The sequence below is a fragment of the Roseovarius sp. genome (assembly GCF_040219995.1).
In the GTDB taxonomy this organism is placed as follows: Bacteria; Pseudomonadota; Alphaproteobacteria; order Rhodobacterales; family Rhodobacteraceae; genus Roseovarius.
In genome coordinates this window covers 74,801-85,693 of sequence record NZ_JAVJUC010000006.1, presented here as the reverse complement: position 1 = coordinate 85,693, position 10,893 = coordinate 74,801, and the positions used below count along the sequence as shown (strand labels likewise).

General features: G+C 62.8%; 15 protein-coding genes. 3 read left to right on the top strand and 12 right to left on the bottom strand.

Annotated features, from left to right (window positions below):
- The 8 genes from RID11_RS00900 to RID11_RS00865 all read right to left on the bottom strand — a co-directional run.
- Positions 1-258: twin-arginine translocation signal domain-containing protein (locus RID11_RS00900; RefSeq protein WP_350135083.1), on the bottom strand; the 258-nt coding region annotated here is incomplete at its 3' end.
- Between the two features lie 26 nt (positions 259-284).
- On the bottom strand, positions 285-1,982 hold the full coding sequence (gene soxB, locus RID11_RS00895) for a thiosulfohydrolase SoxB (RefSeq protein ID WP_350135071.1): 1,698 nt from the start codon (positions 1,980-1,982) through the stop codon (positions 285-287).
- A 99-nt stretch (positions 1,983-2,081) separates the two neighbouring features.
- Positions 2,082-2,939: a sulfur oxidation c-type cytochrome SoxA gene (gene soxA / locus RID11_RS00890; RefSeq protein WP_350135068.1), complete on the bottom strand. Its 858-nt coding sequence runs from the start codon at positions 2,937-2,939 to the stop codon at positions 2,082-2,084.
- Positions 2,940-2,969: 30 nt separating this feature from the next.
- The gene (soxZ, locus tag RID11_RS00885; RefSeq protein WP_350135066.1) at positions 2,970-3,299 is read right to left on the bottom strand and encodes a thiosulfate oxidation carrier complex protein SoxZ; all 330 of its coding nucleotides are present in this window, start codon (positions 3,297-3,299) and stop codon (positions 2,970-2,972) included.
- 25 nt (positions 3,300-3,324) lie between these two features.
- Positions 3,325-3,741: a thiosulfate oxidation carrier protein SoxY gene (gene soxY, locus RID11_RS00880; protein ID WP_350135063.1), complete on the bottom strand. Its 417-nt coding sequence runs from the start codon at positions 3,739-3,741 to the stop codon at positions 3,325-3,327.
- A gap of 44 nt (positions 3,742-3,785) precedes the next feature.
- Positions 3,786-4,256, bottom strand: coding sequence for a sulfur oxidation c-type cytochrome SoxX (gene soxX / locus RID11_RS00875; RefSeq protein ID WP_350135060.1), 471 nt, complete (start codon positions 4,254-4,256; stop codon positions 3,786-3,788).
- Positions 4,257-4,372: 116 nt separating this feature from the next.
- On the bottom strand, positions 4,373-4,942 hold the full coding sequence (locus RID11_RS00870) for a thioredoxin family protein (protein ID WP_350135057.1): 570 nt from the start codon (positions 4,940-4,942) through the stop codon (positions 4,373-4,375).
- Between the two features lie 14 nt (positions 4,943-4,956).
- Entirely contained in the window at positions 4,957-5,694 is a 738-nt protein-coding gene (locus tag RID11_RS00865; protein WP_350135054.1) for a cytochrome c biogenesis CcdA family protein, read from the bottom strand.
- 81 nt (positions 5,695-5,775) lie between these two features.
- Between RID11_RS00865 and RID11_RS00860 the strand changes: the two genes are divergently transcribed.
- The 3 genes from RID11_RS00860 to RID11_RS00850 are packed head-to-tail and all read left to right on the top strand — an operon-like array spanning position 5,776 to position 7,581.
- On the top strand, positions 5,776-6,144 hold the full coding sequence (locus RID11_RS00860) for a thioredoxin domain-containing protein (RefSeq protein ID WP_350135051.1): 369 nt from the start codon (positions 5,776-5,778) through the stop codon (positions 6,142-6,144).
- Between the two features lie 33 nt (positions 6,145-6,177).
- Entirely contained in the window at positions 6,178-6,492 is a 315-nt protein-coding gene (locus RID11_RS00855; protein WP_350135048.1) for an ArsR/SmtB family transcription factor, read from the top strand.
- 42 nt (positions 6,493-6,534) lie between these two features.
- Positions 6,535-7,581, top strand: a complete 1,047-nt coding sequence (locus RID11_RS00850; protein ID WP_350135045.1) for a YeeE/YedE family protein — start codon at positions 6,535-6,537, stop codon at positions 7,579-7,581.
- A 274-nt stretch (positions 7,582-7,855) separates the two neighbouring features.
- Here the strand turns inward: RID11_RS00850 and plsY are convergent, their stop codons facing one another.
- From plsY to RID11_RS00830, 4 genes are all read right to left on the bottom strand, one after another.
- Positions 7,856-8,464: a glycerol-3-phosphate 1-O-acyltransferase PlsY gene (gene plsY / locus RID11_RS00845; protein WP_350135042.1), complete on the bottom strand. Its 609-nt coding sequence runs from the start codon at positions 8,462-8,464 to the stop codon at positions 7,856-7,858.
- On the bottom strand, positions 8,464-9,744 hold the full coding sequence (gene pyrC, locus RID11_RS00840; RefSeq protein WP_350135039.1) for a dihydroorotase: 1,281 nt from the start codon (positions 9,742-9,744) through the stop codon (positions 8,464-8,466). The genes plsY and pyrC overlap by 1 nt, the downstream gene beginning before the upstream one ends.
- On the bottom strand, positions 9,741-10,220 hold the full coding sequence (locus RID11_RS00835; RefSeq protein ID WP_350135036.1) for a hypothetical protein: 480 nt from the start codon (positions 10,218-10,220) through the stop codon (positions 9,741-9,743). Before RID11_RS00835 ends, pyrC begins: the two co-directional genes overlap by 4 nt.
- 109 nt (positions 10,221-10,329) lie before the next feature.
- Positions 10,330-10,824: a hypothetical protein gene (locus RID11_RS00830; protein ID WP_350135033.1), complete on the bottom strand. Its 495-nt coding sequence runs from the start codon at positions 10,822-10,824 to the stop codon at positions 10,330-10,332.
- Positions 10,825-10,893 lie beyond the last annotated feature (69 nt).

The window sequence follows — 10,893 nt, the reverse complement described above, 5'->3', positions numbered from 1 at the left end:
GATCGAGGAAATCGTATCGGCGGTCAGCCATTCGACATTGCGGCGAACAACGTCGGATTCGTATTCGATCGGCAGGCCGTAGGGTGAGGCATCGACCCCGTCGCCAAGGCCCGTGGCCCAGGGCTGCACATCCGTGATCAGCGGGTCGGGCGTGCCCGCCTGTGCCGCGCCCGCCGTGACGGCCCCGGCCGCCGCGGCCACGCTGCCGCGCAGAAACGCACGGCGTGAGGTGGGGTTGCCCTTGAAAAGCTCAGACATCTCGAATGCCTCCTCTCGACTGGATCTCATGCGCCAATCACCTTGACGCTGTCATTGGGTGCGACACGCACGGTGCCCTGCTTGCGGATATGGTTTTCGACCACGTCCCATATCTGCGGGCCCTCGGTGTCCTCGTTGACCGATGCCCAACCGGCGACCACGTAATTCTTCTCGGGGTCGATCGCCTCGCCGGTCTTGAGCAGCGTCATGTCGCTGATCCGGCTGCCCTGCGGCTGGTTGATGTCAATCCGGTAGCCCATGCCACCGATCCGCACCATGTCGCCGCCCTGCTGGTAATAGGGATCGGGGTTGAAGATGTTGTCGGCGACGTCCTCAAGGATCACCTTGATGAACTCGCCGGTCATCTCGGAACGGTAAGCTTTGCCATAGGTCATCGAGGTCACGTTGAAGATATCCTCGCGGGTGATGTCCTGCCCGGGGATGAGGGACGGGCCCCACCGCACGCCGGGCGACATGGCGATATCGGCCTCGCGCTCTTCGATGAGCGCCTCGCAGATCAGATCATCCCACGAACCGTTGAAATTGCCGCGCCGGTAAAGCAGGCTCTCGGTCTGGCCGATCACCTCCTCCAACTCGGACTTGAACGGCGCGCGTTGCTCATCAATCAGCGCGGCCACCTCCTTGTCAGGTTCGATCACGTCCGAGAAGATCGGGATCAGTTTGTGGCGGAAGCCCATCATCCGGCCATCGCGTACATCGAGATCGACGCGGCTGACGAACTTGCCGTTAGAGCCAGAGGCCACGATGATCGTCTCGCCCACCAGAACCGGCTCGGGCAGCGCGTCATGGGTGTGGCCCGACAGGATCACGTCGATGCCGCTGACGATGCCCGCCATCTTCTTGTCCACGTCAAAGCCGTTATGGCTGAGCACGATCACGAGGTCTGCCCCTTGGCCCCGCACCTCGTCAACCATCGCCTGCATGTTCTCGTCGCGGATACCGAAGGAGTATTCGGGGAACATCCAGCCCGGATTGGCAATCGGCATATAGGGGAAGGCCTGACCGATCACGGCGATCTTGGCACCGCCGCGCTCGAAGAACTTGTAAGGCGGGAACAGCTCTGCGGGCTCGTCCCATTCGGCGTCAAAAATGTTCTGGCCGAGGGCTGCGAAGGGCAGGTCCTCGACGATTTCCTGAACCCGGTCAGAGCCTAGCGTGAACTCCCAATGGAAAGTCATCGCGTCGGGCTTCATCGCGTTCAGAACATTCACCATGTCCTGACCTTCGGTCTTGTAGCAGGTGTAAGAGCCGTGCCAGGTGTCACCACCATCGAGCAGGATCGCATCGGGCCGGTCGGCGCGGATCGCATTTATCACGGTCGCCATCCGGTCCAGTCCGCCGACCTTGCCATAGGCCTGCGCCAGCGCGCTGAAATCGCCCGAAGAGAGCGCGTAATGCGACGGGCTGCCATCGTCGATGCCGTAAAGCTTGCGGAACTCTGCGCCGGTGACATGCGGTACCGCGCCCTTGTTGTCGCCGACGCCGATATTGATCGACGGCTCGCGGAAATAGATCGGCTTGAGCTGCGCGTGAATGTCGGTGATGTGGATCAGGCTCACATTGCCGAACGTGTCGAACTGCAAGAGCTGATCCTGCGTCAGCGCCTGCTGCGCGGCCAGCTTGGCCCAGTTGCCGAAGGATGACGCCCCAAGGATGGCCGAAGCCGCCATGCTCGTTTGAAGAAAATCGCGACGCGAGATCATGTCTGACCTTTCCACTACCGCAGGGATCACATGCGGAATTTTGAATGTTTTTAGTCAAGAAAAACCCCGCCCGGCCCATGGCCAAGCGGGGGTCTTCACTCAGTTGCGGACCGACGGCCCTTCGACCGACAGGCCGTTGCCGCGGCTTGCGACATAAAGCTCAAGCGCCACGAATTCGGGGCTGCCGGGGCTGAACGTCTCGGCGCGGGTGTCGCGCACGCAGCCCTTGAAGCGGGCATGCACCGCGTTCAGCTTGGTGTTCTTCAGCCGGTAGACCGGAAAGCCGTTGATCTGGCCCTGGCTCAGGTGATCGGCGCGGATCATGCGGCCGTAATTGTCCTCGTGACAATTGGCGCAGCTCAGCTCCAACTGGCCGGTGCGGGTGTAGTAGAGCTCCTTGCCCTGCTCCCAGGTCTCGGCCACGGGACCGTCCGTTGCCACGTTGATCGGCATGCCGCGCGACACGGACGAGATCAACGCCAGCATGCTGGTCATCTCGGTGCCGGTGTATTTCAGTGGCTCGGCCTTCATGTTCTCGGTGCGGCAGGCATTGACCTGCATCTCGAGCGTGCGCACCTCGCCCGCGTCTTCGTTCCACTTGGGATAAACCGCGCGAACGCCCTTCATGCTCTCCTCGGCATCGCCATGGCAGCTTGCGCAGGAGTTGCCCGCCTCGCCCTCGACCGTGTCCCAGGCATCCATCGCCTGCTCGACAAAGATCATGCCGGGATTGTCGAAATCATCGGCCTGCATGGCGCGGGTCTCGGTGCCGCGGAAATGCCAGCCCGAGATCACTTCGGGCAACGCCCCCTCGACCGACGCCGGGGCCTCGGTCCAGGTGGTGAGTTCGGTCTCTTCGTTGATGATCAGCGTATCCTCGACGGGTTCGGCCCATGCCGCCCCCGCCGTGAGTGCACCCGCTCCCAGAAGCGCCGTTATCAGTGCTGTTTTTTTCATTGTCGTCCCTCCCTGACGGTGATGCCTTTCTCAGGCCAGCGCGATGCTCTTGGTCTCTTCGTAGACAGAGCCATCGTCGTCGTACCAGGTGAACTTCATGTCACCGGCGTCGGGAATGACCGCCTCGAACTCGAAATACGGGTTGGTCGAGATCGCGGGCTCCATGGTCACGTCGACCACCGTCTCGCCGTTGAATTCGCAGGTGAAGCGGTTGATGATCGACCGCGGGATGGTGTTGCCATCGGCGTCCTTGCGCTGACCGGATTCCATCGGGTGGCTGATCAGGGTCTTGATCGTGACCGTCTCGCCGGCACTTGCCTTGCGCGGCGCTTTCACGCGGGGTTTCACATTGTCTGCCATTGTCGGATTCTCCTAAATTCCTGCCTCAGCCGCCGCAGCCGCCGATGGTGACCTTGACGTTGCTCGATGCCTTGACGAAAGAGCCATCCTTCATCTTGGCGATCGCGACCACGTCCTGCGTTCCGGCCAGGCGGATGCGGGTCGAGGCGCTGTGCGAACCAGCCAGCGGGCCAAACTTGAACTCGGCCACGCCGGGTGTCGGGTTGCCCATGGCCAGCACGAGGATCGCCTCGGCACCGGGTGCGTCGACCTCGATCGGCACGGTGTTGCCATTCTCGGCAATCTCGGGCGCGGTCAGAGTCAGGCCTTCGCTGCCCATGTCTGCCCCACCAGTGAATGCGGCGATGGCGTCCTCGCCTGTGGCGCTTGCCCGCATCGGCAGGCCAAAGGCCACCAATGCGCCCGCGCCCATCACCATCACGCTACGTCTCGTCATTGTCATCTTGCTGAACTCCTGTTCGAGGCCGTCCTTTGCAGGGGCGGCGGTCAGTACTTGAGGGTGGCGAGATAGGCCACCACGTCCTCGATCTGTTGCGCGGTGAGAAGCGGGCCAAAGCTGTCATCCGCCGCCTCGCCGGTATAGGCGTTGCCGGGGCGGGTGAAGCCATCGACCTTGTAGAAGGACGGCATCATCGAATCCGGGAACATCATCTTGGCATTGGCCACGATTCCCCGCAACTCTGCCTCGCTCCAGCGTTCGCCCGCGCCGTCGAGCATCGGACCGATCTCACCATGAAACGGAATGTCGCTCATGTCGGAATTGGCATGGCAGGCCACGCAATTACCGAGCGACTTGTTGCCCACCACCTCGCGGCCACGGGCAGGATCACCGGGCGCCCCGGTCAGCGATACGGCCACGGCACCATCCTCGAAAGGAACCTCGCCCGGGGCAATCTCGGCAGCTGTGGCACCTGTTGCGGCACCGATCAGCGCGATCGTCATCAGTGTTCGTTTCATGCGTCCTCCCTAACACATTCACATTTTTGTATATCATAGGACACAATGACGAGATCACACAACAATAAATTCTGATTTTTGAATTTAATGTAATCCGACACTCGCCTTATCCCGTTTCACTCTGCTGCGCGTTCCTGAATGCGCCGTGCGTGATAGCGCTGGAAATCTTCATCCGTATCAAGCGCATATCGCTTCTCGTTCACCCATGTCAGCATATCAAGGGTCGTCCCCGCCTCGAACGCGCCGGGCATCAGCGCCACCGCCGCCTGCGCCGCGCTCTGCCCCTCGGGTACCTCTTCGGGCAGGAACAGAATCGACGGCGTGAACAGCAGCCCCCATTTGCGGGTCGCGGCCTTTTCGCTCAGTGATTCCCCGTCGAAATCCGTCACCTCGATATCGCCATGCAGGTTGAGCTGCACGACAAAGAAGTTCTCGCGGATATAATCGGCGATCTCGGGGCGCGGGAACACGTGCTCGTGCATCCGCGTGCAGTAGATGCAGCCGCGCTGCTCAACCATGATCATCAGCCGCTTGCCCTCGTCATTCGCCTCATCCAGATCCTCGCGCAGGTCCTTGAACGTGTCTCGCATCCAGTCGGTCTTGTGCAGCCCGTCATCGCCCAACTCGGCGGCGGCAACCGGCAGCGCCAGCAGACAGGCCGCCAGCAGGCTCAGAAAACGTGTCATGATCTCCTCCTCTCCTAGATATTCTGGAACACCGGAAACGTCTCCAGCATCCATTGCGCGATATGATTGACGCTATCGGTGGCGATCAGCGCGGCAAACACGATCAGCAGCAGCCCCATCGCCTTTTCCACCTTGGGCAGGTGGCGGCGGAATTTCGAGGCGAACCGCAGGAACGGCCCGATAAAGAGCGACGCCACCATGAACGGCGTGGTCATCGCGAAACCAAAGACCAGCAGCAGCCCCAGCCCCTCCATTGCCGTGGATTCGGTGCTCGCAGTAAAGACGACAGCGGTCAGCACGCCGCCCACGCAGGGCGTCCACCCGGCGGCAAAGGCAAAGCCCACCACATAGGCCCCCAGAACCGACATGTTCTTGGTGTCCCCCGCCTCCATCTGGAAAACGCGGTTGAGAAACCCGATGCGCAGCACGCCCAAGAAATGTAACCCGAGGATCAGCACCACCAGCGCCGCGAACAGGCGAAACTCGGTCTGAAAGCCGCGAAACGCCTGGCTGAGCCCGAAGGCCGCCGCGCCCAGCAGCACGAAGACCGTGATGATCCCCGCCGAGAACATCACCGACGCGGCAAAGGCGCGGCGCCGCACGCCGGGGGCCAGCCGCCCCTCGGCGCTGATTTCCGACATCGAGGCCCCAGCCATGTAGCTGAGATAGAACGGCACGATCGGCAGCACGCAGGGTGAGAAAAAGACGATCAGCCCGCCGATGAACGCGCTGAGCAGGGAGACATCGAACATCACGCAGCCTTACATGGGTTGATCCTGAAACACATTCAAACTATTATATGTTTTATTGCCTCCGTCAATCGGAACAAAAGAATGCGTATATGCGCCGCCGTTCTGGTCAGCCTCGGGCTGACGCTTGGCCTCACCGGCCCGCTTCGGGCGGCAGAGTTGATCATGGTCGAACAACACGGCTGTCACTGGTGCGAGCAATGGAACGCCGAGATCGCCCCGGCCTACCCCAACACCGAGGAAGGCGCGCGCGCGCCGCTGCGCCGGGTGCTGATCAGTGATCTGCCCGAGGATGTGGCGTTTACCTCGCGCCCGGTCTTCACCCCAACTTTCGTGCTGGTCCACGAGGGCCGCGAACTGGGCCGGATGGAGGGCTACGCTGGCGACGAGTTTTTCTGGTTCCTGCTGGGGCAGTTGCTTGACGCGCATCCCGACGCCACGGCCCTGCGGTAACCGGCCATGCTGCGCAAAGCCCCTCCGCCAAACATGGACATCACATCAGAGAGCCTCGACACGATGCTGGGCCACGCCCATGACGCGGCCGAGTTTCTCAAGGCGATCAGCCACGAGGGGCGGCTGATGATCCTGTGCCATCTCGCGACCGGCGAAAAGACCGTGACCGAGCTCGAAGACCTGCTCTCGGCGCGTCAGGCGGCGGTCTCGCAACAGCTCTCGCGGCTGCGGACAGAGCGGCTCGTTACACCACGACGTGAAGGCAAGGCGATCTATTACCGTTTGACAGACCGGCGCGCGATCACGATGCTTGAAGTGGTCTACGATCTCTTTTGCAAGCAGCCTTGACGGAGGAGCCGGGGCCTTGCCAGCGACAAATGGAGGAGACACATGCCCGGCGGCATTCCGGAACCTATGCTCATAGCGCTCATCGGGTTCGGCGGCGGGCTGATCCTTGGCCTTGCGGCGCGGTTGGGGCGGTTCTGCACCCTTGGTGCGATCGAGGATTATCTCTATCAGCACAGCGACACCCGCCTGCGGATGTGGGGGCTGGCGATCGGCGTGGCGGGGCTTTCGGCCTTTGCCGCGGTGGCGCTTGGGGGCTTCGATATCGCGATGAACGCCTATTGGATCACGCCGTGGTCGCCCTTTGCGTCGATTCTGGGCGGGCTGCTGTTCGGGTATGGCATGTCGCTGGCCGGGAATTGCGGCTTTGGCGCGCTGGCGCGCTTCGGCGGCGGTGATCTGCGGTCTTTCGTGATCGTGCTGGTGATGGGCATTGCCGCTTATGCGATGATGTCGGGCCCGCTGGCGCGGCTGCGGATCATGGCGACCGAGGCCACCACCCCGGCGCTCGATACCCAAAGCTATGCCCAGATCGTCGAGCGCCTGACCGGTCTGCCGATGATCGGGGCTGGGCTGCTCATATCAGCCGGTATCGCGCTTCTGGCACTTGGCTCGCGCGGGTTCCTGCGCGATCGCCGGTCGATGCTCTGGGGGGCGCTGGTGGGCCTTGCCATCACCTCGGGCTGGGTCGGCACATCGTGGGTGGCGACGCATGGCTTCATGCTGCAATCGGTCCAGAGCCACACGTTTTCCGCGCCACTCGGCGAATCCATTCTGTTCCTGATGACCGCAAGCGGCGGCGGGCTCAGCTTTGGCGTGGCCTCGGTCTTCGGCGTGCTGGCAGGCGCGTTCTGCGGCAGCCTGATCAAGGGGCATTTCCGGTGGGAGGCCTGCGAGGACCCGCGTGAACTCAAGCGTCAGATCCTCGGCGCAGTCTGCATGGGCTTCGGCGCGGTGCTGGCCTTTGGCTGCACGGTGGGTCAGGGCATCTCGGCTTTCTCGGTGCTGTCGCTCAGCGCGCCGGTGACGTTTGCGGCGATCTTCGCCGGCGCGGCGCTCGGGTTGCGGCAACTGATCACGGGTTTTGCCTGAAGGGGACCAAGCGGGGCGCGGCATCGGTTTTGGCCTTGAGCGGACATAGCACCCCGCTAGAAGGTGCCGCGTGATCGCAGGGCCGGGGACTGGCGATGCGACGGGTGTGGCGGGTACTTTATGCCAGCCAAGTCATTGTAAAATAGACACGTTTTGCAACCCCTCAAATCGCCAGGCCGCGGGACGGCCCGGCGATCGCGCGGCACCTTCGGTGCGTTTCGCGCGGGATGCGGCAACGGCAGTTTCAGGCCAAGTTCACCAAACCGTATCCGTCTCACCCCTTCTGACCGATCTTCGGTTCGGTCCCGGCATTGATCCGCGCGATGTTGTCGCGGTGCCGCCAGAAGATCAGACCCGTCAGCAGGAGCACCAGCACCAGTGCCCCGCCATAGCCCATCAGCAGCACCCAGATCACCGAGGAGGCCGCCGCCACCAGCGCCCCCATCGACGAAATCCGCGACAGTTTCGCCGCCGCCAGCCACGTCACGCAACAGGCGACCCCCACCGGCCAGGCCAATGCCAGCATGAGCCCGAGGAATGTCGCCACCCCCTTGCCGCCGCGAAAGCCCAGCCAGACCGGATAGCAATGGCCGACAAATGCCATGAGCGCGGCCAGTTGCACCGCGTCGCCCCCCGCATAGGCCCGCGCCAGCAGCACCGCGACCGCGCCCTTGCCCCCGTCGAGCAGTAGCGTCAGCGCCGCCGCCGTCTTGTTGCCGGTGCGCAGGACATTCGTGGCACCGATATTGCCCGAGCCAATCTCGCGCAGGTTGCCCAGCCCCATGAGGCGCGCCAGAACCATGCCAAAGGGAATCGAACCGAGACCGTAGCCGATCACGGCCCAGAGCAGAAGCATACTCAAATCGCTGTCAAAAGGGGGCATCACTCGGCCTCGTATACGCGGGTTCCGGCCACATAGGTCGCGGTGACCCTACCCTGTAGCCGTGCCCCGTCAAAGGGGGTGTTCTTGGATTTCGACTTCAGCGCGAACCGGTCCAGCACGAAGGGCTTGCCGGGATCGAACAGCACCAGATCTGCGGGCGCGCCCTTGCTCAGCCTGCCACAGTCAAGCCCGAGCCGCTTGGCAGGGTTGAGCGACATCGCCCGCCACAGCGTCGGCAGATCGAGCGCCTCTGCATGATAAAGCCGGAGTGCTGCCGGCAACAGCGTCTCCAGCGCCACCGCCCCGCTCGCCGCCGCCTCGAAGGGCAGGCGCTTGCTTTCCTCGTCCTGCGGGGTGTGCATCGAGGAAATGATATCAATCAGCCCCTCGCGCAGCGCCTCGATCACCTCCTGCCGGTCCTCCTCGGAGCGCAGCGGCGGCTTGACCTTGAAGAAGGTGCGGTAGTCCGACACGTCAAGCTCATTCAGCGTCAGGTGATGGATCGAGGTGCCGGCGGTGATATCCAGCCCGTTGCGCTTGGCCCGTTGCAGGGCGGGCAGCGCGCGCGCCGTGGTGATCTGATCGGCATGATAACGCGCGCCAGTCATCTCCAAGAGCGCGATATCGCGGTCGAGCCCCATCCGCTCGGCCATGGGTGAGACGGCGGGCAGGCCGCGAAGGCTCGCGAATTTGCCGGAGGTCGCGGACGCCCCCGCGCTCAGCCCCGGATCCTGCGGGTGCCCGATCACCAATGCCCCGAGGCTGCGCGCATAGCTCAGCGCGCGGCTCAGCACTTTGGTGTCGCGCACCACGTGGTCGCAATCGGTAAAGGCCACGGCGCCTGCATCCATCAGGAAGCCGATCTCGACCATCTCGCGCCCCTCGCGCCCCTTGGTCAGCGCGGCCATCGGCAGGACATTCACCGGGGCCGCCTCGTTGGCGCGGCGCTCCACGAATTCGAGCACTTCGGGCGTGTCGATGGCAGGCAGCGTGTCGGGCCGCGTGGCCATGGTGGTGACGCCCCCCCCCGCCGCCGCCAGACCGGCAGAGCGATAGCTTTCCTTGTGCCGCTCGCCCGGCTCGCAGACCTTGACCCCGATATCGACGATGCCGGGCGCGAGGCACTGACCGCCGCAGTCGATCACGGTCTCGGCCTGCGGCACCTCGCCCCCGGTGCCGCGCGCGGCGATCACACCCTTTTGGGTCAAGAGCCAGCCCGGCGCATCCGTCCCCGTCTCGGGGTCGATCAGGCGGGCATTGGTGAAAAGGATAGGGCTCATACGGTTACGTCCTTCCGCTCTCGGATCATCTCGCGCAGGGCCGCGCGCAGGCGGCGGTTCTCTATCACGCCGTTCAGCCAAAGACAGGCGTCGGTGCCGTTTTCCTTGAAGTGCAAAACAACGAGCCCCCCGAAACCTTCGACACGCGTCAACGCCGCCGCCGGAATGGACGCACGATTCTGAAAATGAAGAGCGTCCCTCGTCAGCATCCAGTCTGTGCCCTTGGAGCGGAAAGGAAAGAAGGCAAAGAAAGGTCCTTGCATCGCAAAGAGCATAAGCACGCCTGCCAGCATTGTGGTGCCACCACCTGCCATCCAGTCTCCCTCGGACCACTTGATCATCAAGCTCCAGATCAAGAACACCCAGAAGCCTGAATACGCCAATATATGAACAGTCGATGGCGGCGGCGAATAGGACCTTCCTGAAAATGGAAAGTCCTTGTTCCCGGCTGCGCTACTCTGCTCTTTCCAACTCATACCGCCACCCATACCATCACCACCGTCAGCGCCGCGATGAACAGCCAGCTCGGCGCATCCGTCCCCGCCTCGGGGTCGATCAGGCGGGCATTGGTGAAAAGGATAGGGCTCATACGGTTACGTCCTTCCGCTCCCGGATCATCTCGCGCAGGGCCGCGCGCAGGCGGCGGTTCTTTATCCCGCCGTGCAGCCAATGACAGGCGTCGGTGCCGTTTTCCTTGAAGTGCAAAACAAAAAACCCCCCGAAACCTCCGACACGCGTCAGCGCCGCAGCCGGAATGAACGCGCGATTCTCGAAATACAGACCATCCTTGGTCAGCGCCCATTCCCGACTGTCAGCGAAGCGATATGGCTTGAACGGGCCGCGAGGTAAAACAAAGTACAAGAAAAAATGCACGCCTAATATAAAAAAGCCAAAGCCATTAGCCGCAGGCCGATTTCCCGTGATCCACATGGCAATGAAGCCCACTATGGCGAAAAGTATGACACCTGCGAAAGCCGCGAATGCCATGATATGCGCAACCGATGGCGGCGATGCAGTAGAACTTCCGAATACGATGACATCCTTGTCGTCCAGCTGACCTTGCCAGTCTTCCCAACTCATCCCGCCACCCATACCATCACCACCGTCAGCGCCGCGATCAACAGCAGCGCCAGCATCGCGATCTTGCCG

What these genes read in the sequence shown, in the direction of transcription:
- soxB (WP_350135071.1), bottom strand. Translation starts at nt 1,982, where the DNA reads ATGATCTCGCGTCGCGATTTTCTTCAAACGAGCATGGCGGCTTCGGCC.
- soxA (WP_350135068.1), bottom strand. Translation starts at nt 2,939, where the DNA reads ATGAAAAAAACAGCACTGATAACGGCGCTTCTGGGAGCGGGTGCACTC.
- soxZ (WP_350135066.1), bottom strand. Translation starts at nt 3,299, where the DNA reads ATGGCAGACAATGTGAAACCCCGCGTGAAAGCGCCGCGCAAGGCAAGT.
- soxY (WP_350135063.1), bottom strand. Translation starts at nt 3,741, where the DNA reads ATGACAATGACGAGACGTAGCGTGATGGTGATGGGCGCGGGCGCATTG.
- soxX (WP_350135060.1), bottom strand. Translation starts at nt 4,256, where the DNA reads ATGAAACGAACACTGATGACGATCGCGCTGATCGGTGCCGCAACAGGT.
- RID11_RS00870 (WP_350135057.1), bottom strand. Translation starts at nt 4,942, where the DNA reads ATGACACGTTTTCTGAGCCTGCTGGCGGCCTGTCTGCTGGCGCTGCCG.
- RID11_RS00865 (WP_350135054.1), bottom strand. Translation starts at nt 5,694, where the DNA reads ATGTTCGATGTCTCCCTGCTCAGCGCGTTCATCGGCGGGCTGATCGTC.
- RID11_RS00860 (WP_350135051.1), top strand. Translation starts at nt 5,776, where the DNA reads ATGCGTATATGCGCCGCCGTTCTGGTCAGCCTCGGGCTGACGCTTGGC.
- RID11_RS00855 (WP_350135048.1), top strand. Translation starts at nt 6,178, where the DNA reads ATGGACATCACATCAGAGAGCCTCGACACGATGCTGGGCCACGCCCAT.
- RID11_RS00850 (WP_350135045.1), top strand. Translation starts at nt 6,535, where the DNA reads ATGCCCGGCGGCATTCCGGAACCTATGCTCATAGCGCTCATCGGGTTC.
- plsY (WP_350135042.1), bottom strand. Translation starts at nt 8,464, where the DNA reads ATGCCCCCTTTTGACAGCGATTTGAGTATGCTTCTGCTCTGGGCCGTG.
- pyrC (WP_350135039.1), bottom strand. Translation starts at nt 9,744, where the DNA reads ATGAGCCCTATCCTTTTCACCAATGCCCGCCTGATCGACCCCGAGACG.
- RID11_RS00835 (WP_350135036.1), bottom strand. Translation starts at nt 10,220, where the DNA reads ATGAGTTGGAAAGAGCAGAGTAGCGCAGCCGGGAACAAGGACTTTCCA.
- RID11_RS00830 (WP_350135033.1), bottom strand. Translation starts at nt 10,824, where the DNA reads ATGAGTTGGGAAGACTGGCAAGGTCAGCTGGACGACAAGGATGTCATC.